Origin of the sequence: Rappaport israeli (assembly GCF_001888055.1) — a bacterium.
In the GTDB taxonomy this organism is placed as follows: domain Bacteria; phylum Pseudomonadota; class Gammaproteobacteria; order Cardiobacteriales; family Cardiobacteriaceae; genus Rappaport; species Rappaport israeli.
In genome coordinates, this window is the sequence record NZ_LXHZ01000004.1 from 144553 (window position 1) to 160863 (window position 16311).

The window sequence follows — 16311 nt, forward strand, 5'->3', positions numbered from 1 at the left end:
AAATGTGGTATTTCACGTGGATATTAGGAGTTGGATTTGCTGTGTGTGTGTCAATTTTAAATGCATTATGGGGGGAGTTTGAACAGGATAGGGATAAAAAATTAGAAGATTAAAAAAGTCTATTTTGTATATAAAAGGCGTAGAACAAGTTTTCTGAAGGTTAAATTTTGTAAATTTTATTATAGGAGCTTGCTATGTTTGGTTTGTTAACTCTGCATAAAATTCCTAATAAAGGAATCCCTATTTCTGAACAACGCCGTATGTGGCTAATGCAGTTTTTGAAGGCGTTTTTTGTGGTGTTTATAACATATATGTGTATTTATTTAATACGCAATAACTTTAAAGCAGCTCAACCTATGATGAAAGAGCAGTTGGGGATAACAACCATTCAGCTTGGGTATATTGGTTTGGCGTTTAGTATTACTTATGGCTTAGGGAAAACAATCGTAGGCTATTATATTAGTGATAAAAATACGAAAAAATCATTGTCATGGATGTTGATTTTATCGTCTGTTATTGTGATGGTGATGGGCTTTTTGTTGGCAAGTTTTGGCTCTGTGGTGGGTGTGATGGTGGTGCTTTGGGGATTAAACGGGGTTTTTCAGGCAGCAGGTGGGCCAGCGGCTTATTCAACGATTACGCGTTGGACGCCACGCACTAAGCGCGGTAAATATTTAGGATTTTGGAATATGTCGCACAATATTGGTGGGGCAATTGCTGGTTTCTTGGCGCTTTGGGGCGCGAATGTGTTTTTTGCTGGCAATGTTTATGGCATGTTTATTTTTCCAGCGGTGATTGCGTTGATTATTGGGGTGATTACTTTGTTTATTGGTAAGGATGACCCTGAAGAGTTAGGCTGGAATCGCAGTGAGGAGATTTTTGGCGAGCAAGTTGAGGCAGAAAATACTCAGGCAGAGCAGATGCCAATGTGGATGGCGTTTAAGAAGTTTGTATTGCGTAATCCATGGATTTGGATGCTGTGTGTGGCTAATATTTTTGTCTATATTGTGCGCATTGGTGTGGATAACTGGGCGCCGTTGTATGTCTCAGAGATGTTGGGTTTTAGTAAGGAGGCTGCGGTTGGTACGATTTTTTGGTTTGAGGTTGGTGTGATTTTAGCCAGTCTAAGCTGGGGCTATATTTCTGATTTGCTTAATGGTCGACGTTTTTGCATTAAAGTGAGTTGTTTTAGGGTTACCATTAATGTTTTGGCGAAAATAGTTCAGGGTCAATAATAACGTTTTGCTCAGTAAGCCACTGTTTGGTTTCTTGATCTAAAATAAATTGCCGTTCATTAAAGCGCTTTATACGGCTGATTTGGTCTTCCCGTCTTTCATAGGAGCGCACAAAACGTCGGATATCATCTTTGGTTTCTAATTTGAGTTTGGGAACGGTGATGCTTTGACCATTTTTATCTTTGGCAATCATGGTGAAATAGCTGGAGTTGCTATGGCGGACGGTTCCTTGAATTAGGTTTTCCGCTTCAACGCGCATGCCAACAACCATGGAGGTTCTGCCAGTAAAGTTAATGCGTGCTTTGATGGTGATGAGGTCTCCAACGTGAATAGGGGTGCGAAAATTTACGGTATTGACAGAAGCGGTAACGCAATAGGCTTGAGCGTGTTTGCTGGCACAAGCATAAGCGGCTTGATCCATCAAAGACAGAAGATATCCGCCATGAATATTGCCAGAAAAGTTTGCATTGGAGGGTTGCATGAGAAGAGTCATGTTGATTTCGCTATCGCGCGGGCTTTTAAATTCGTGCATGGATATCCTGTAGAGTTTAAAGAATTAAACTAAATAATTGGGTTGTAAAAAAGGGCGATAACTTTGCAATTGAGTATCACTAATGCCTGCTGCATGAGCGATAAATGCGGTATTGAGAAGTGGGTATGCGCCGCCATAGTAAAAAGGCTCACTATTTAAAGTATAAAGCGCTCCTCCAGCTTCACTGAGGATTAACTCACCTGCGGCAATATCCCATTGGCTGGTGTTGGCGGATAATTTAGGATAAAGCTCGGCTTTGCCTTCGGCAATAGCGCAAAATTTTAACGCACTTCCTGAATAAACGCGTTCGTAATGACCAACTTGGGATAAGAATTGTTTGAATTTTTTAGAGCCTCCAGGGCGTGCGGTAATAATACGCGGTTTCTGGATTTCAGTTTGGCTATAAATGGGTTTTAAGGTAAGTCTATGATTAGGCTGATAAATGCCAGTATGAGCGCCGTAGCCTTGGCTAGCAAACCACAGGCGGTTGTTAATGGGGGCATAAATAAACCCTAAAGTAGGGCGATTTTGTGTAATGCGCGCGATGGCGATACAAAATTGTCCACTTTGTTCGATAAAATCTCTAGTGCCATCGATAGGGTCAACTAGCCAATAATCATCATATTGTTGCTGTTGTTCATTTTCGCTGGATTCTTCGCTTACAAAGGGAAGATTTAAAATTTTGGGCAAACCTTGTGCTAATAGTTCATGCGCGGTTAAGTCGGCATTCGTAAGTGGCGTGTTATTACTTTTATTTTGTGTATTGAGTGCAGATTGGTTGCCATAGTATCGCAAAATAGCCGTACTGGTTTGATAACACAATACGGCTAATTGCTGGCTTAGCTCAAGATGCTCAGCATTGAGCATAGAAATTGCCTTAAGCTTCTTTCTTTTTGCTGGTGAGTTTTTCTTTAATACGAGCAGCTTTACCTTCAAGATTGCGTAGGTAATATAATTTGGCGCGACGAACATCACCACGACGCTTAACGCTGATAGACTCAACTAGTGGCTGTGGGTTTGAAATACGCGCTCAACCCCTTCACCGTGTGAGATTTTACGCACAGTAAATGAAGAGCCAATACCACGATTACGGATGGCGATGCATACGCCTTCAAATGCCTGTAAACGAGTGCGGTTGCCTTCACGTACGCGCACTTGCACGTTGAGAGTATCACCAGGGTTAAAATCGGGTAGGTCGGTTTTAAATTGTTCTTGCTCTAAGGTGTCGATGATGTTGCTCATGACGGCTCTCCAGAAAATGTTTGTTGTGCTAAAAATTCGTTTAATAAGGTCTGTTGTTCGTCGGTAAGTATTAGATTATCCAACAAATCAGGACGTAACAAAAACGTTCTACCTAGGGATTGTTGCAACCGCCAACGTGTGATTGCTGCATGATTGCCACTAAGCAAAACGCTAGGGGTGCGGATTCTACCAATGTTTTGGGGTCTTGTATAGTGGGGGTGGTCTAATAATTTTTGCTGGAAGGAGTCTTGTTGGAATGATTGTTCATCGCCTAATATTCCAGGGATGAGTCTTAAAATGCTGTCAATCATAATGGCAGCTGCAATTTCACCACCAGATAATACAAAATCGCCAATGGATACCTCTAAATCAATATGTTGGTCTAAAAAGCGTTGGTCAATGCCTTCATAGCGTCCACACCAAAATGCCAGTGCTGGTTTTTCAGCAAGTTGGTTGGCAAGTTGTTGATTAAACATTTCACCTTGTGGGCTAAGTGCGATGTGGAAAGGTTTTTCTGTGGCTTGGGTGTTAATGGCTTTGGCAGTATCTGCTAGGGGTTGATATTGCATCACCATTCCAGGTCCACCGCCAAAAGGGCGGTCGTCAATACGCTGGTGTTTGTCGTGACTATAATTGCGCGGATTCCAGTAGTGAAGTTTGGCAAGAGTTGTTTGGCTGAGTGCGCGACTGATCACACCTTGACTAAACCAATGAGCCAGAAGTTGAGGAAAAATAGAGATGATGTGAATGTTCATGCGCTAATCTTCTAACCATTGGCTGTCCCAATCAACAATGATATGCCCGTTTTGTTGGTCGCTAGGCAGAATGATGTCATAGATATAGTGCTGTTTTACAAAAGGAATAAGAATATCAGTACTGTTTTTATTTATAGGTTTGACTACTAAGACATCATTTGCGCCAGTTTCAAAAAGAGAATGAACACTGCCGAGATGTTCATTTTGGAGATTAAAGACTTGTAGACCAATCAAATCATGCCAGTAATAATCGTCTTTTTGCGCTTTGGGCAAGTGAGCTCTATCAATATAGAGATTGTATTGCAAAAGTGAGGCAGCTTGATCGCGGGTATTAATCTCAGTAAATTGGGCAATTAGTCCTTTACCTTGTTCTTTGCCTGCGCTTAATTTGAGTGTTTGGCTATGAAGAGTTTCTGGATGAATCGCGATAAATTCTTTGTAGTTAAAAATATTTTCTTTAGGGCGACACTGTGAATAAAGCTTGACCCAACCGCGCACACCATGTAGACCGATAATAGCGCCTAATAGAATATGATTATTTGCAGTATTCATAAGGAGTTGACCATAAAAATAGCGGTGAACAAAGCACCGCTATTAATTTTAAAGTTGGCTAAAATTATTCGCCTTGGTTGGCTTTTTTATATTGTTTGACTAGGCTTTTTACGCGCTCGCTAGATTGCCCACCTTGACTAACCCAATAATCGTAGCGCTCAAGGTCAATGCGTAATTCTTCTTCTTGACCTTTAGCAATGGGGTTAAAAAAACCTAAACGCTCGATAAATTTGCCATCACGAGCATTACGGCTGTCAGTTGCAACAATGTGGTAAAAAGGGCGTTTTTTAGAGCCACCACGTGAAAGTCGGATTGCTAACATTGTAATTCCTTAAAATATTGAGTTGAAATGAGAGTGGGCATTGTACGGATTTTGGAGAAAAAAGAAAGAAAAAAGCGTAAAAATATTTTGATTTTGAACTTAAGAGGTAAAGTTGGGGGCTGGATAAAAATCATGAGCAATAAAAAAAGCGGATGATAACCATCCGCTTTTTAAACAAAACAATCTAAAAAAGATTATTTTAATTGTGATTTACGGAAAACGCGGTTGATTTTTTCAGCGTTTTGCTCAGCTAATTGACGCGCTGCTAATGCGTTGTCGTTAGCTTGGAGTGCTGCTGCACGAGTTTCTTCGATAGCAGTGCGTAAGCTGTTTACATCAGTATCAACTGCTGCATTCGCTACGTGCGTTTTGTCTTGTTTTGCACAACCAGCGAACATTACTGCTGCTAATGAGATTGCTGCGATTTTCATTACTTTTGTCATTTTTTACTCCTAAGAAATAAACATTTATGGGACGTCTATAAGACGCCCATACTATACACAAAAATTAATAATTTTGACAAATTTTATGAAGTAACGTTTTTTTAATTTCTTGGGGAACAAAAGAGCTGATATCACCACCTAGTTTGGCGACTTCTTTAACGATGGTAGAAGAAATAAAAGCGAGATTGTCGTGACTAATAAGATGGATGGTTTCTATACTGGGGTCAAGTTGACGATTGATGGCGGCGAGTTGATGTTCGTGTTCAATGTCTGTGGCGTTTCTAATGCCGCGGATGATGAATTTGGCATTGAGGTTTTGGCAGGTGTGGATAAGTAGTCCAGAAAAAGGAAGGGTTTGTACGGTGATGGGGATATTTAGGGTGTTGAGCGTTGTTTGAATCATATGCTGGCGCTCTTCTAGGCTAAATAGGGTGTTTTTATGATGCCCTTGTGCAATGAGGATATACAGTTTGTCGCACAGTAGAGTGGCGCGTTGGAGGATGTGTTGATGTCCTAGAGTAAAGGGGTCAAAAGTGCCGGGATAAACAGCAATGCGCTTAGGCATGAGCATCTCTTTTGATTAGTCCAAAATGTAGACGCCCTGCTTTGCTTTGTTTGTGCCAGTGAGTATTAGGCGGGAGGGTGAGTTCGGTTAGAGCAAAGGGGGTTTCAATATAAAGGAGCCCGTTATCTTTAAGCCATATAGATTGACTAAATTTATCCAGTGCTTGTTGATGAAGATTGTCCATAAATGGAGGGTCAATAAAAATAAGGTCAAAGGGGTTACGGTTTGCGCTAAAGCTTAATGCATCGCCAATTTTGACGCTGGCATGGTTTTCGCGCCATTGGGTTAAGGTTTGACTGATTTGTTGGGCAATTTGTGGGTCTTTTTCAAAAAAGATGGCGCTACTGGCGCCACGTGAAAGCGCTTCTAATCCCATAACGCCACTGCCTGCAAAGGCATCAAGGATATGTGCACCTGATAGGAGAAATTGTAGCCAGTTAAAAAGTGTTTCGCGGACGCGGTCAGGACTTGGGCGCAACCCAGGGCGCTCGAGGATGTCAATGCGACGTCCTTTATGGTTACCAGCGATGATGCGAACTTTATGAGTTTGTTTAGCTAGATTTTTCATGGCTTTTTTGTAGGGTTTTGTGGGATTCTAGGAGGAGGTTTTCGGTGGTTTGCCAATCAATACAACCATCAGTGATTGAGACGCCATAGCGGAGTTCGTCAAGGTTTGTCCCTAAGTTTTGATTGCCTGCATTGAGATGGCTTTCAAGCATAGCGCCTATGATGTATTCATTGCCATCAGCGATTTGTTGGATAACATTTTGAAAGACGAGCGGTTGGCGTTGAGGGTCTTTGCTGGAGTTGGCGTGTGAGCAATCAATGATGAGGTTGGCGGGGAGGTTTTTGTTTTTGAGCTCTTGGGCGCAGAGGGTTACGTTGACGCTGTCGTAGTTAGGACCTTGATTACCACCCCTAAGTACAACATGCCCATAGGGATTGCCACGGCTTCTGGTGATGGCGATGCGTCCGTCGCTGTCGATGCCAAGGAAGCTGTGCGCGTTAGCTGCGGATTCTATGGCGTTAATGGCAACGGCTAATGAGCCGTCGGTGCCATTTTTAAAGCCAACAGCGGTAGATAGTCCGCTAGACATTTCGCGATGGGTTTGGGATTCGGCGGTGCGCGCGCCGATGGCGGTCCAACTGACTAAATCGCCAATGTATTGTGGGGAGATGGGGTCGAGTGCTTCGGTGCCGATGGGGAGTCCGAGTTCATTGATATCAATCATGAGTTTGCGCGCGATGCGTAGTCCTTTAGCGATATCGAAAGTGTCATTAAGGTCTGGGTCGTTAATTAGTCCTTTCCAGCCGACGGTGGTGCGGGGTTTTTCAAAGTAAACGCGCATGATAATGTAGAAGGTCTCAGCAACTTGGTCGGCAAGTTTTTTTAGACGTTGGGCATACTCAATGGCGGCTGTGGTGTCGTGAATAGAGCAAGGACCAAGGATGAGGATTTTGCGTTTGTCTTTGCGGTCTAAAATATCACGAACAGTTTGGCGCGCGTTTAGGATGGTTTGTGTTGCTTGATTGCTCACGGGGTATTCTTCTGCGAGTTCTCGCGGGGAGAGGAGTCGGGTTTGCATGCTGATGTTGAGGTTGTGTAAAAGGGGGGTGATTTGTTCGGACATAATTTGCGTAGAGTCTTAAAAAAGGGGGTTAGTCTAGGGTTTTTTAGCATAATTGCAAGCGTTGCAATGTGGTTTGGGGTTAATGGTGGTATTTGGGGGTTTGCGATACAATGCGCGACTTGCAAAAAAGGTGGGTGATATGGATAAGATTACAATTCGTGGCGCGCGGACGCATAATTTAAAAGAAGTGGATTTGGTGTTGCCACGCAATGAGTTAATTGTGATTACGGGATTATCGGGTTCGGGGAAGTCGTCTTTGGCGTTTGATACGATTTTTGCTGAGGGGCAACGCCGTTATATGGAGTCGCTTTCCTCTTATGCGCGCCAGTTTTTGGCGATGATGGATAAACCTGATGTTGACCATATTGAGGGATTATCACCAACTATTTCTATTGAACAAAAATCAACCAACCATAATCCACGCTCAACGGTGGGGACGATTACAGAAATTCATGATTATTTGCGTCTGTTGTTTGCGCGTGCAGGTGTGCCACGTTGTCCGCGCCATGGCGTAGAGTTAAATGCGCAGACGATTTCACAGATGGTTGATGCCATTATGGCATTGCCTGAGGGGAGTAGGCAGTTGTTGGTGGCGCCTTTGGTGCAGGGGCGCAAGGGGCAGCATGAGAAGTTGTTGTCGGATATGCGTCAACAGGGGTTTGTGCGGGTGTTGATTGATGGCGCGATGTATGAATTAGATGAGTTACCTGAGATTGATGGAAAGCGTAACCATACGATTGGGGTGGTGGTTGACCGTTTTGTGGTGCGCGAGGGGATTGAGCAGCGTTTGGCGGAATCTATTGAAACGGTGTTGTCTCTTTCTAATGGGTTGGTGGAGTTGGTGGCGATGGATGATTTGCAGGCGGTGGAGACGTTTTCTGCAAATTATGCTTGCCCTAAGTGTGGGTATTCTTTGAAAGAATTAGAGCCACGTTTGTTTTCTTTTAATAATCCGCATGGGGCTTGTCCAGATTGTGATGGGTTGGGGGTGAATGTGTTTATTGACCCTAAATTGGTGGTTCAACCGTATTTGAGTATTGCAGGGGGGGCAATTCGGGGTTGGGATAGACGAACGCCTTATTTTTATCCGCAAATGCAGGCGCTGGCACGCCATTATGATTTTGATATTGAGGAAACGCCTTTTGAACAATTAGCGCCACGCTTTCAGGAAATTGTGTTGTATGGCTCGAAAAATGAGGCGATTGCAATGCCTGCTGGGCGGGGAATGAAAGCACGTAAGGTGCCTTATGAAGGCATTATTAATACGATGAATCGTCGCTATCGTGAAACGGATAAGGCGCATGTGCGTGATGAAATTAGTCAGTATTTAAATAATCGTCAATGTCCGACGTGTGGGGGGAGCGTTTAAATGAGGCGGCGCGCCATGTGTTTATTGAAGATAAAACTTTGCCTGATATTAGTGAGTTATCCATTGCGCAAGCGCGTGATTGGGTGCAGGATTTAAGCCTTTCAGGCGCAAGAGGCAAAATTGCTGAGAAAATTTTGTTAGAAATTCGGGAGCGTTTGGGGTTTTTGGTGAAGGTGGGGCTAAATTATTTAACTTTATCACGTAGCGCGGAGACGCTTTCTGGTGGAGAGGCGCAACGCATTCGGTTGGCTTCGCAAATTGGCGCGGGGTTGGTTGGGGTGATGTATGTATTAGATGAGCCGTCTATTGGTTTGCATCAGCGCGATAATGACCGTTTATTAGAGGCGTTGGTGCGGTTGCGTGATTTGGGCAATACGGTGATTGTGGTTGAGCATGATGAGGATGCCATTCGGGCAGCAGATTATGTGGTGGATATGGGGCCAGGAGCAGGAGCGTTGGGCGGTGAGGTGATGGCACAAGGTACGCCTAAACAAATCGAACAAGCGCCACAATCCCTAACAGGGAAATATTTGCGCGGTGAGCAATACATTGCAGTACCTGAAAAACGTATTGAAGCGAGGGAAAATCAATGGGTGCATCTTAAAGGTGCGCGGGGTAATAATTTAAAAGCGGTAGATTTTGCTTTGCCAGTTGGTGTGTTTACTTGTGTAACGGGTGTATCTGGGTCAGGGAAATCAACGTTGATTAATGAGACGTTTCATAAAGTGGCTGCTAAAACGATTAATCGTTCTAAAGTTGACCCTGCGCCTTATGAGAGTGTGAGTGGGATGGAGTATTTTGATAAGGTGGTCAATATTGACCAAAGCCCAATTGGACGCACACCGCGCTCTAATCCTGCGACTTATACTGGGATTTTTACGGGCATTCGTGAGCTGTTTGCTGATACGCAGGAAGCACGCGCGCGCGGCTATAAAGCTGGGCGGTTTTCTTTTAATGTTAAAGGTGGGCGGTGTGAGGCGTGTCAGGGAGATGGGGTAACGAAAGTTGAAATGCACTTTCTGCCCGATATATTTGTTGCTTGTGATGTGTGTGAGGGTAAACGTTATAATCGCGAGACGTTAGATATTACCTACAAAGGTAAAAATATTCATCAGGTATTGGAGATGAGTGTTGCTGAGGCGTATGAGTTTTTTACTAATATTCCTGCATTATCGCGAAAATTACAGACGCTATTGGATGTGGGGTTGAGTTATATTCGTTTGGGGCAAAATGCGCTAACGCTTTCTGGTGGTGAGGCGCAACGGATTAAATTATCCAAAGAATTATCTAAACGCGATACAGGGCGAACGTTGTATATTTTAGATGAGCCAACAACGGGTTTGCATTTTCATGATGTCAAACAATTGCTGGCGGTGTTGCATCGTTTGCGCGACCATGGCAATACGATTGTGGTTATTGAGCATAATTTAGATGTGATTAAAACCGCTGATTGGATTGTAGACTTAGGGCCAGAGGGCGGTAGTGGTGGGGGGGAGATTATCGCCACGGGCAAGCCTGAGGATGTGGTTAAAATTAAAAAAAGCTTTACCGCCAAATATCTAGCACCGTTATTGCGCGCAAAGACCTAGGCGCTAAAACCAATATTTATAAGCAAGAATGGCGCTCATCACAATCGACATGCTCACCACAATAGGGCGGATAAGTCGATTGCCTTGGCGCATAATTAATCCTGAGGCAAGGCGTGCGCCAATAAGTTGCCCTATCGCCATCGTTAATCCAACTTGCCAAACAATATTGCCTGTCAAAGAAAAAATCGCTAACGACGTCAGGTTGGTAATGGCATTAAAAGCTTTGGCCTCAATGGTTGCTTGTTGTAGAGTTAGACCGCGCAAGGTGATGAGTGCTAAAAAGAAAAAAACTCCCTGTTCCCGGCCCTAGAAAACCATCATAAAATCCAATGGGTAAAGCAATGCATGCAGAGAAGAAAAGCAGTGATAAGCGTGCTTTGTGTTCTACCTCACCTAATTTAGGTAAGCGGATAAATAATAAAGCAACACTCATTAATAAAAGTGGAATGATTTTTTCTAGCCATGCGCTAGATAGATAATGCACCAACAGCGTGCCACTTATCGCCCCCAAAGCGCAGAGCATCATGGCAGGTAAAAGTGCGCGCCAATTTAATTGTCCGCGTCGGATGAAATACCAACTGGCAGATACTGTCCCAAAACTTGCCTGTAGTTTATTGGTGGCTAAAGCAGATTCAGGCGGTAATCCGCTGATTAATAAAGCAGGAATGGTAAGCATGCCACCCCCACCTGCAAGCGTGTCGATAAAACCAGCGCTAAGCGCTACTAAAAATAAGAGAAATAAAATTTGTAATAGCATTGATTAATCTGGTGTTTTTGTGTTGTTATTTACATCAAACCATTGATTAAGGCGCGCGGTTAGAAGGTCTAGTCCTTGTTTTTTTAGGCTGGAAAAAGTTTGTACGCTTACAGGCGCTGGGAAATCTGTCAGCGCTTTTTCAACGCTTAGCAACTGTTTAGCTTGTGCGCCGCGCTTGAACTTATCTGCTTTGGTAAGCAAAATATGCACGGGTAATACGCGCGCATGGCAACAATCAAGCATTTGCATATCAAGCGTTTTAAGAGGATGGCGAATGTCCATAATTAATACGACACCTTGCAAGGGTTGGCGCGTGAGTAGATAGTTGCCTAATAAATCTTGCCAATGAGCGCGAATGCGAGTGGGAACACTGGCATAGCCATAACCAGGTAAATCGACTAAATAGTGATTGGGTTTTGGCAAATTAAAATAATTGATTAACTGGGTTCGTCCTGGAGTTTTAGAGACTCTCGCCAGCGCTTTTTGATTGGTTAACGCATTCAATGCGCTGGATTTTCCAGCATTTGAGCGCCCGACAAAGGCGACCTCAATTTCAGCCTCATTGGGCAGTTGTGTGGAAGTGTTTACAGAAAAAGCGAAGGTAGCTTGCTGGTAAGGGCTTATCATTTTATAGTAAAATCCGTTTAAATGATGCGAGAGTGTATATCGCAGCAGAAAAAACTACAACGTATCCTTGTGGAGCACGACATGAAAAAAGGCATTGTGACGGTATTATTAATGAGCGTTTCGCTAACGAGTTTAGCGGCAGGAGATCCTGAAATTGGCAAAGAAAAGGCATTAGCTTGTGGCGGTTGCCATGGTGCAACGGGTGTGAGTATCTCTGGTGATTGGCCTAATCTTGCAGGGCAAGGAGAGAAATATTTGGTAAAACAATTGCGAGATTTTAAATCAGGAGCGCGTGTTGACCCTGTGATGAATGCGCAGGCGATGACGATTGAGGATGAAGATATTGAGCATTTAGCTGCTTATTTTGCTGCTCAAGTCCCTGCACCTGCTGCCACTCAAGGTGCAGGAGAAAATCCTGAGGAAATGTTAAAACTTGGTGAGCAGATTTATCGTGGTGGGATTATGGCGAAGGATGTGCCAGCGTGTATGGCGTGTCATAGCCTAACGGGATGGGAATTGAGCCAGCAGCTTTCCCAGCCTTATCCGCCCAGCAGGTTCCTTATGTGCGCAAGCAATTAAGCGCTTTTGCTAATGCGGCTAATAGTGATGAGTTGGCAAGTGATACTGATACCAGTGCGATGGTTATGCGTAGCAATGACTCCAATGCAATGATGCGTGATATTGCTTCGAAGTTAACGCCTAAAGAAATAGAAGCAGTGGCTTATTATATGCAGGGATTGCATTAATTGTCGGGCTTTGAATTGGACGATGAGATGAAAAAAGCGGTTGCGTGGTGGAATACGCAGCCGCTTGATGCGTTAAGCGCTCAGCAATGGGAAGCGCTATGCGATGGGTGCGGGCTGTGCTGTTTGAATAAAATGGAAGATATTGATACGGGCGAGGTGTATTTTTCGCGCGTTGCGTGTGCATTATTGGAGATAAAAAAATCTTGTTGTGGAGATTATGCCAATCGAGCGCAGAAGGTGGCAGATTGTTTGAATTTGCGTGAGATTTCGCGTGAGGATTTTCGTTGGTTGCCTTTAAGTTGTGCCTATCGTTTGCGCAGTGAGAATAAATCCTTGCCGTCTTGGCATTATTTGGTGTGCGGAGATAAAAATAGGGTGCATCAGTTCGGGCGCAGTGTGCGCCATTTTGCATTAAGTGAGCGTGATGGATACGCTATTGATGATTATTTGTTGTTTTCACTAGAAGATATTTTGGGTGAGGGGGAATGTGAATGAGCCAAGATATGATGCTTTTTTTGGTGCGTATTTTGGGCTATGTTTTGGTGGTGGCGTTATTGTTGCTGGCTTTTCGGCTGTTGCGCTGGTTATTTGCGGATTTGAAAAACCATCAGGATACTTCAAGAAAAAAGCGAGCTGGACGTCAGCGTTTAGATGCACAAATTTTTTGGCAAGAAGACTCTTATGATGAACAAATTTTAGGCGAGTCAAGGCAAAAGACGTTGCGCTTAAATCCTAGCTTTTTCAATGCGATGGTGAGTAAGGAGGGGAAAGCTTTGCCTGAGTTCTCTCAGATGCCTACGATGACGCTGGCGTTGACGATTATGGCAAGGTATGGGCAGACTTTTAATGGAGAGCAACTGCAACAGTTGTTTAAAACGTTTGGCTTAAAGCGCTCCCCGCATGATGTTTATGAGTTGATTGCTGGAAATAATCAGGATGTGTTTTTTAGTGTGTTGAAGGTGCGTAAGCCGATTACTTTCCCTGAAGATTTGACGACGCTTGCGCATTGTGAGGGGATTTTGTGTGTGTTGCAATTGCCTCTGGCAGAGTCTGCGCAAAAATCTTTTGAGACTTTTTTGGCGGTGGTGATGGAGATGGCTGAGAGTGTGGATGGTCGGTTATGTGATGAGGGGCGACGTCCTTTGGCTGAGCGTGATATGTTGCGTTATAAAGAGCAGGTGGCTAGGTTTGAGTTGGAATATAACGCTTGGTTGGCGCAGGTAAATTTTTCTTGATGGCTGTGGTGTGTTGGTCTTTTTTCTTTAATGTTGATTGATTTTTCATGAATAATTTTTTGACCGTGCTTGGTTTTGGGGGGTGTGATGTCTTTTGATGAGCGTTCTCTTTTGGCAAGGATAGCGGTGTTGCGTGAGCAGATTCATTCGCATGACTATCATTATTATGTGTTGGATGCGCCTGTTATTGCTGATGCTGATTATGATGCTTTAATGCGGGAGCTGCAGGCGTTGGAGCGTGCTTATGGGGGGGAGATTCCTGTGGACTCACCAACTCAGCGGGTGGGGGGTAAGGTAGCAGGTGGGTTTGAGAGTGTGCGCCACGAAATGGCGATGTTGTCCTTAGATAATGTGTTTTCCAAGCAGGAGTTTGTGGCGTTTTATACTCGTTTGCAACAGCGTTTGGGGGTAACGGCGGATTTGGTTTTATCTGCTGAGCCTAAGTTTGATGGTTTGGCTGTTAATCTGCGTTATGAGGATGGGGTGTTGGTGCGGGCGAGTACGCGTGGGGATGGGGTGTCGGGGGAGGATGTAACGGCAAATGTGCGTACGATTCGTTCGTTGGCTTTGCGCTTGCGCACGGATAATCCGCCTAGATTGATTGAGGTGCGTGGGGAGGTGTATTTTCCGAAGGAGGCTTTTGAGCGTTATAACGCGCAGGCTTTGCTTGAGGGGGGGCGGACGTTTGCAAATCCGCGTAATGCGGCGGCAGGCAGTTTGCGACAATTGGATGCTTCGGTAACGGCAAAGCGTCAGTTGGCATTTTTTGCTTATGGTTTCGGGGTGGTCGAGGGGGCGACTTTGCCTGAGTCTTATGGGCAGTTGCTTGGGTTGTTGCGTCAGTGGGGGTTGCCTGTTTGTCAGTTGCAGAGGCAGGTGGGCGATGTGCAGGCGGCGGTGGATTATTATGAGAATTTGATGCAAAGGCGGGAGGGGTTGCCTTTTGAGATTGATGGGGTGGTGTTTAAGTTAGATGATTTTGCTAAGCAGCAGAGGGCTGGGTTGGTTTCTCGTGCGCCACGTTGGGCGGTGGCGTGGAAGTTTCCTGCTATGGAGCGGACGACGGTGGTGGAGGCAATTGAGGTGCAGGTGGGGCGTACGGGGGCGGTAACGCCTGTGGCGCGTTTGCAGGCGGTTGAGGTGGGGGGGGTGAGTATCACGAATGCAACGTTGCATAATGCTGATGAGGTGGCGCGTAAGGATGTGCGGGTGGGGGATACGGTGTTTGTGCGTCGTGCAGGCGATGTGATTCCTGAGGTGGTGAAGGTGGTGTTGGAGAAGCGCCCTGAAACGGCGCAGGTGTTTGTGATGCCAAAGGTGTGTCCTGTGTGTGGGTCGGAGGTGGTGCGTCCTGAGGGTGAAAGTGTGGCGCGTTGTAGTGGGGGTTGCATTGTTCGGCACAAAGAGAGCAGGCGTTGATTCATTTTGCATCGCGGAAGGCGTTGGATATTGAGGGGTTGGGGGATAAGTTGATTGCGCAGGTGGTGGCGTTAGGCTGGGTGAAAAGTCCTGCGGATTTGTATGCGTTATCACTTGAGAGGTGGGCGAGTTTGCCCCGTATGGCGCAAAAATCAGCACAAAATTTGATGGCGGCGTTGGAGCGCTCAAAGCAAACAACGCTGGCGCGCTTTATTTATGCTTTGGGGATTCGTGAGGTGGGGGTGGTGAGTGCGGCGTTGTTGGTGGCGGAGTTTAAGACGTTGGCGGCTTTAAGAGCGGCGAGTATGGCGCAGTTGCAGGCGGTGCATGGGATTGGGGAGGTGATGGCGACTTATATTGTGCAGTTTTTTGCTGATGCGGAAAATCAGGCGGTTATTGATGCCTGTGTGGCGGTTGGGATTGTATGGGAAGAGGGAGACGAGGAAGTTCGCGCGGTGGTGAACTCGCCTATTGCGGGTAAATCTGTGGTGTTGACGGGGAGTTTGAGTGCGTTTAGTCGTGAGGAGGCTGGTGATTGGTTGGTGCGTTTGGGGGTGAGGGTGGTGGGAAGTGTGTCAAAGAAAACAGATTTTGTGTTGGCTGGAGATAAAGCTGGAAGTAAGCTCTCTAAAGCGCAGGCGTTGGGGGTAGCGGTGATTGATGAGGCGCAGTTGCAACAATGGATTGAGGATTATGGCAAAAATTTTAATGGCTGAGCAGCAGTGGGTGAAGCCCCGTTTATTATCAGAGGTGGTTGCGGTTTTGGTGGCAGGTGGGGTGGTGATTTTGCCAAGCGATGGGGGCTATGCGCTTTTTGCAGGGTTAGGGCATAAGGCGACATTGCAACGTTTGCAAGCGTTGGGGGCGTTGCAGGGAACAGAGGGGTTAACGTTGGTGTGTGCGGATTTGGCGATGGTGTCGGCATATGCGCAATTAACCGATATGGCGTTTGGGTTGTTAAAGCGTTTGCCTGTGGGGGCGGTTACGGCAATTTTACCTGCAACGCGTCAAATGCCTAAATGGGCGCAGGAGGCTAAGCGTAAGACGGTGGCGGTAACGATGACTTCTCAGGTTTTGTTGTTGGCGCTAATTGAGCAATTAGGCGCGCCATTATTGCAACTGGGATTGGGGGAGGCGGATGAGGCGGTATTAGCCAATCAGGTGGATTTGTGGGTTGATGTTGGGGCGTTGGCGCGCGTGGAGGTAAGTGTGGTGGATTTTGCAAATCTTTGCCTGAGGTGGTGTATCAAGGTGCTCAATCTATTGATTTATAAGTTATTTTAAAAATTAAG

The 16311-nt window shown here is 45.3% G+C and carries 19 protein-coding genes and 4 pseudogenes; 10 read left to right on the forward strand and 13 right to left on the reverse strand.

Translation table 11 applies throughout. The features are described from left to right. Window positions 1-2 precede the first annotated feature (2 nt). Together cydX and uhpT are read left to right on the forward strand one after the other, a co-directional pair. On the forward strand, window positions 3-113 hold the full coding sequence (gene cydX / locus A5N84_RS01450) for a cytochrome bd-I oxidase subunit CydX (RefSeq protein WP_072280992.1): 111 nt from the start codon (window positions 3-5) through the stop codon (window positions 111-113). Between the two features lie 81 nt (window positions 114-194). Continuing rightward, a pseudogene (gene uhpT, locus A5N84_RS01455) lies at window positions 195-1211 on the forward strand (hexose-6-phosphate:phosphate antiporter); the annotation flags it as partial. On the opposite strand, the gene A5N84_RS01460 reads toward uhpT, so the two are convergent. The 6 genes and pseudogenes from A5N84_RS01460 to rpsP form a co-directional block, all read right to left on the reverse strand. Next, the gene (locus A5N84_RS01460; protein ID WP_072280994.1) at window positions 1201-1767 is read right to left on the reverse strand and encodes an acyl-CoA thioesterase; all 567 of its coding nucleotides are present in this window, start codon (window positions 1765-1767) and stop codon (window positions 1201-1203) included. The pseudogene uhpT and the gene A5N84_RS01460 sit on opposite strands and share 11 nt — an antisense overlap. A gap of 24 nt (window positions 1768-1791) precedes the next feature. Beyond that, on the reverse strand, window positions 1792-2634 hold the full coding sequence (locus A5N84_RS01465; protein WP_072280995.1) for a 3'(2'),5'-bisphosphate nucleotidase CysQ family protein: 843 nt from the start codon (window positions 2632-2634) through the stop codon (window positions 1792-1794). 10 nt (window positions 2635-2644) lie between these two features. After that, window positions 2645-3009: pseudogene (rplS, locus tag A5N84_RS01470) on the reverse strand (50S ribosomal protein L19). Then, the gene (gene trmD / locus A5N84_RS01475; RefSeq protein WP_072280996.1) at window positions 3006-3764 is read right to left on the reverse strand and encodes a tRNA (guanosine(37)-N1)-methyltransferase TrmD; all 759 of its coding nucleotides are present in this window, start codon (window positions 3762-3764) and stop codon (window positions 3006-3008) included. Before trmD ends, rplS begins: the two are co-directional and overlap by 4 nt. Window positions 3765-3767: 3 nt before the next feature. Beyond that, complete coding sequence (gene rimM, locus A5N84_RS01480; protein WP_072280997.1) at window positions 3768-4316, reverse strand: ribosome maturation factor RimM; 549 nt, start codon at window positions 4314-4316, stop codon at window positions 3768-3770. 64 nt (window positions 4317-4380) lie between these two features. Beyond that, a complete protein-coding gene (gene rpsP / locus A5N84_RS01485; RefSeq protein WP_072280998.1) occupies window positions 4381-4638 on the reverse strand; it encodes a 30S ribosomal protein S16 in 258 nt (85 codons plus the stop codon). A 27-nt stretch (window positions 4639-4665) separates the two neighbouring features. Between rpsP and A5N84_RS12375 the strand changes: the two genes are divergently transcribed. Beyond that, window positions 4666-4794: a hypothetical protein gene (locus tag A5N84_RS12375; RefSeq protein ID WP_269844237.1), complete on the forward strand. Its 129-nt coding sequence runs from the start codon at window positions 4666-4668 to the stop codon at window positions 4792-4794. A 38-nt stretch (window positions 4795-4832) separates the two neighbouring features. On the opposite strand, the gene A5N84_RS01490 is transcribed toward A5N84_RS12375, so the two are convergent. The 4 genes from A5N84_RS01490 to A5N84_RS01505 all read right to left on the reverse strand — a co-directional run bounded on the left by A5N84_RS01490 (window position 4833) and on the right by A5N84_RS01505 (window position 7277). After that, window positions 4833-5081 carry an alanine-zipper protein gene (locus A5N84_RS01490; protein WP_233119816.1) on the reverse strand — a complete coding sequence of 83 codons (249 nt, stop codon included), beginning with the start codon at window positions 5079-5081 and terminating at the stop codon, window positions 4833-4835. A 64-nt stretch (window positions 5082-5145) separates the two neighbouring features. Next, window positions 5146-5646: a pantetheine-phosphate adenylyltransferase gene (gene coaD / locus A5N84_RS01495; protein ID WP_072280999.1), complete on the reverse strand. Its 501-nt coding sequence runs from the start codon at window positions 5644-5646 to the stop codon at window positions 5146-5148. Next, window positions 5639-6214, reverse strand: coding sequence for a 16S rRNA (guanine(966)-N(2))-methyltransferase RsmD (gene rsmD, locus A5N84_RS01500; protein WP_072281000.1), 576 nt, complete (start codon window positions 6212-6214; stop codon window positions 5639-5641). Before rsmD ends, coaD begins: the two co-directional genes overlap by 8 nt. Beyond that, window positions 6198-7277: a 3-deoxy-7-phosphoheptulonate synthase gene (locus A5N84_RS01505; protein ID WP_072281001.1), complete on the reverse strand. Its 1080-nt coding sequence runs from the start codon at window positions 7275-7277 to the stop codon at window positions 6198-6200. Before A5N84_RS01505 ends, rsmD begins: the two co-directional genes overlap by 17 nt. A gap of 139 nt (window positions 7278-7416) precedes the next feature. On the opposite strand from A5N84_RS01505, the pseudogene uvrA reads away from it, so the two are divergent. Further along, window positions 7417-10235: pseudogene (gene uvrA, locus A5N84_RS01510) on the forward strand (excinuclease ABC subunit UvrA). A gap of 3 nt (window positions 10236-10238) precedes the next feature. On the opposite strand, the gene A5N84_RS11280 reads toward uvrA, so the two are convergent. Genes A5N84_RS11280 through yihA form a run of 3 tightly spaced genes read right to left on the reverse strand, consistent with a single transcriptional unit; the run spans window position 10239 to window position 11619 of the window. Then, a complete protein-coding gene (locus A5N84_RS11280; protein WP_233119817.1) occupies window positions 10239-10499 on the reverse strand; it encodes a TSUP family transporter in 261 nt (86 codons plus the stop codon). Next, the gene (locus A5N84_RS01515) at window positions 10465-10992 is read right to left on the reverse strand and encodes a TSUP family transporter (protein WP_233119818.1); all 528 of its coding nucleotides are present in this window, start codon (window positions 10990-10992) and stop codon (window positions 10465-10467) included. The genes A5N84_RS11280 and A5N84_RS01515 overlap by 35 nt, the downstream gene beginning before the upstream one ends. Window positions 10993-10995: 3 nt before the next feature. After that, the gene (gene yihA, locus A5N84_RS01520) at window positions 10996-11619 is read right to left on the reverse strand and encodes a ribosome biogenesis GTP-binding protein YihA/YsxC (RefSeq protein ID WP_072281002.1); all 624 of its coding nucleotides are present in this window, start codon (window positions 11617-11619) and stop codon (window positions 10996-10998) included. Window positions 11620-11700: 81 nt separating this feature from the next. Here yihA and A5N84_RS01525 point away from each other — a divergent pair, with 81 nt between their 5' ends. From A5N84_RS01525 to A5N84_RS01545, 6 genes and pseudogenes are all read left to right on the forward strand, one after another. Beyond that, on the forward strand, window positions 11701-12198 hold the full coding sequence (locus A5N84_RS01525; RefSeq protein WP_233119819.1) for a c-type cytochrome: 498 nt from the start codon (window positions 11701-11703) through the stop codon (window positions 12196-12198). After that, the gene (locus tag A5N84_RS11285; RefSeq protein WP_233119820.1) at window positions 12183-12365 is read left to right on the forward strand and encodes a c-type cytochrome; all 183 of its coding nucleotides are present in this window, start codon (window positions 12183-12185) and stop codon (window positions 12363-12365) included. The genes A5N84_RS01525 and A5N84_RS11285 overlap by 16 nt, the downstream gene beginning before the upstream one ends. 27 nt (window positions 12366-12392) lie before the next feature. Then, a complete protein-coding gene (locus A5N84_RS01530; RefSeq protein WP_072281027.1) occupies window positions 12393-12860 on the forward strand; it encodes a YcgN family cysteine cluster protein in 468 nt (155 codons plus the stop codon). Further along, window positions 12857-13600 (forward strand): cell division protein ZipA C-terminal FtsZ-binding domain-containing protein, encoded by a 744-nt coding sequence (locus tag A5N84_RS01535; RefSeq protein ID WP_072281003.1) that lies wholly within the window; start codon window positions 12857-12859, stop codon window positions 13598-13600. Before A5N84_RS01530 ends, A5N84_RS01535 begins: the two co-directional genes overlap by 4 nt. A gap of 87 nt (window positions 13601-13687) precedes the next feature. Beyond that, window positions 13688-15735, forward strand: a pseudogene (gene ligA / locus A5N84_RS01540) (NAD-dependent DNA ligase LigA). Then, window positions 15713-16303, forward strand: coding sequence for a Sua5/YciO/YrdC/YwlC family protein (locus tag A5N84_RS01545; RefSeq protein ID WP_072281004.1), 591 nt, complete (start codon window positions 15713-15715; stop codon window positions 16301-16303). The pseudogene ligA and the gene A5N84_RS01545 overlap by 23 nt, the downstream one beginning before the upstream one ends. Window positions 16304-16311 lie beyond the last annotated feature (8 nt).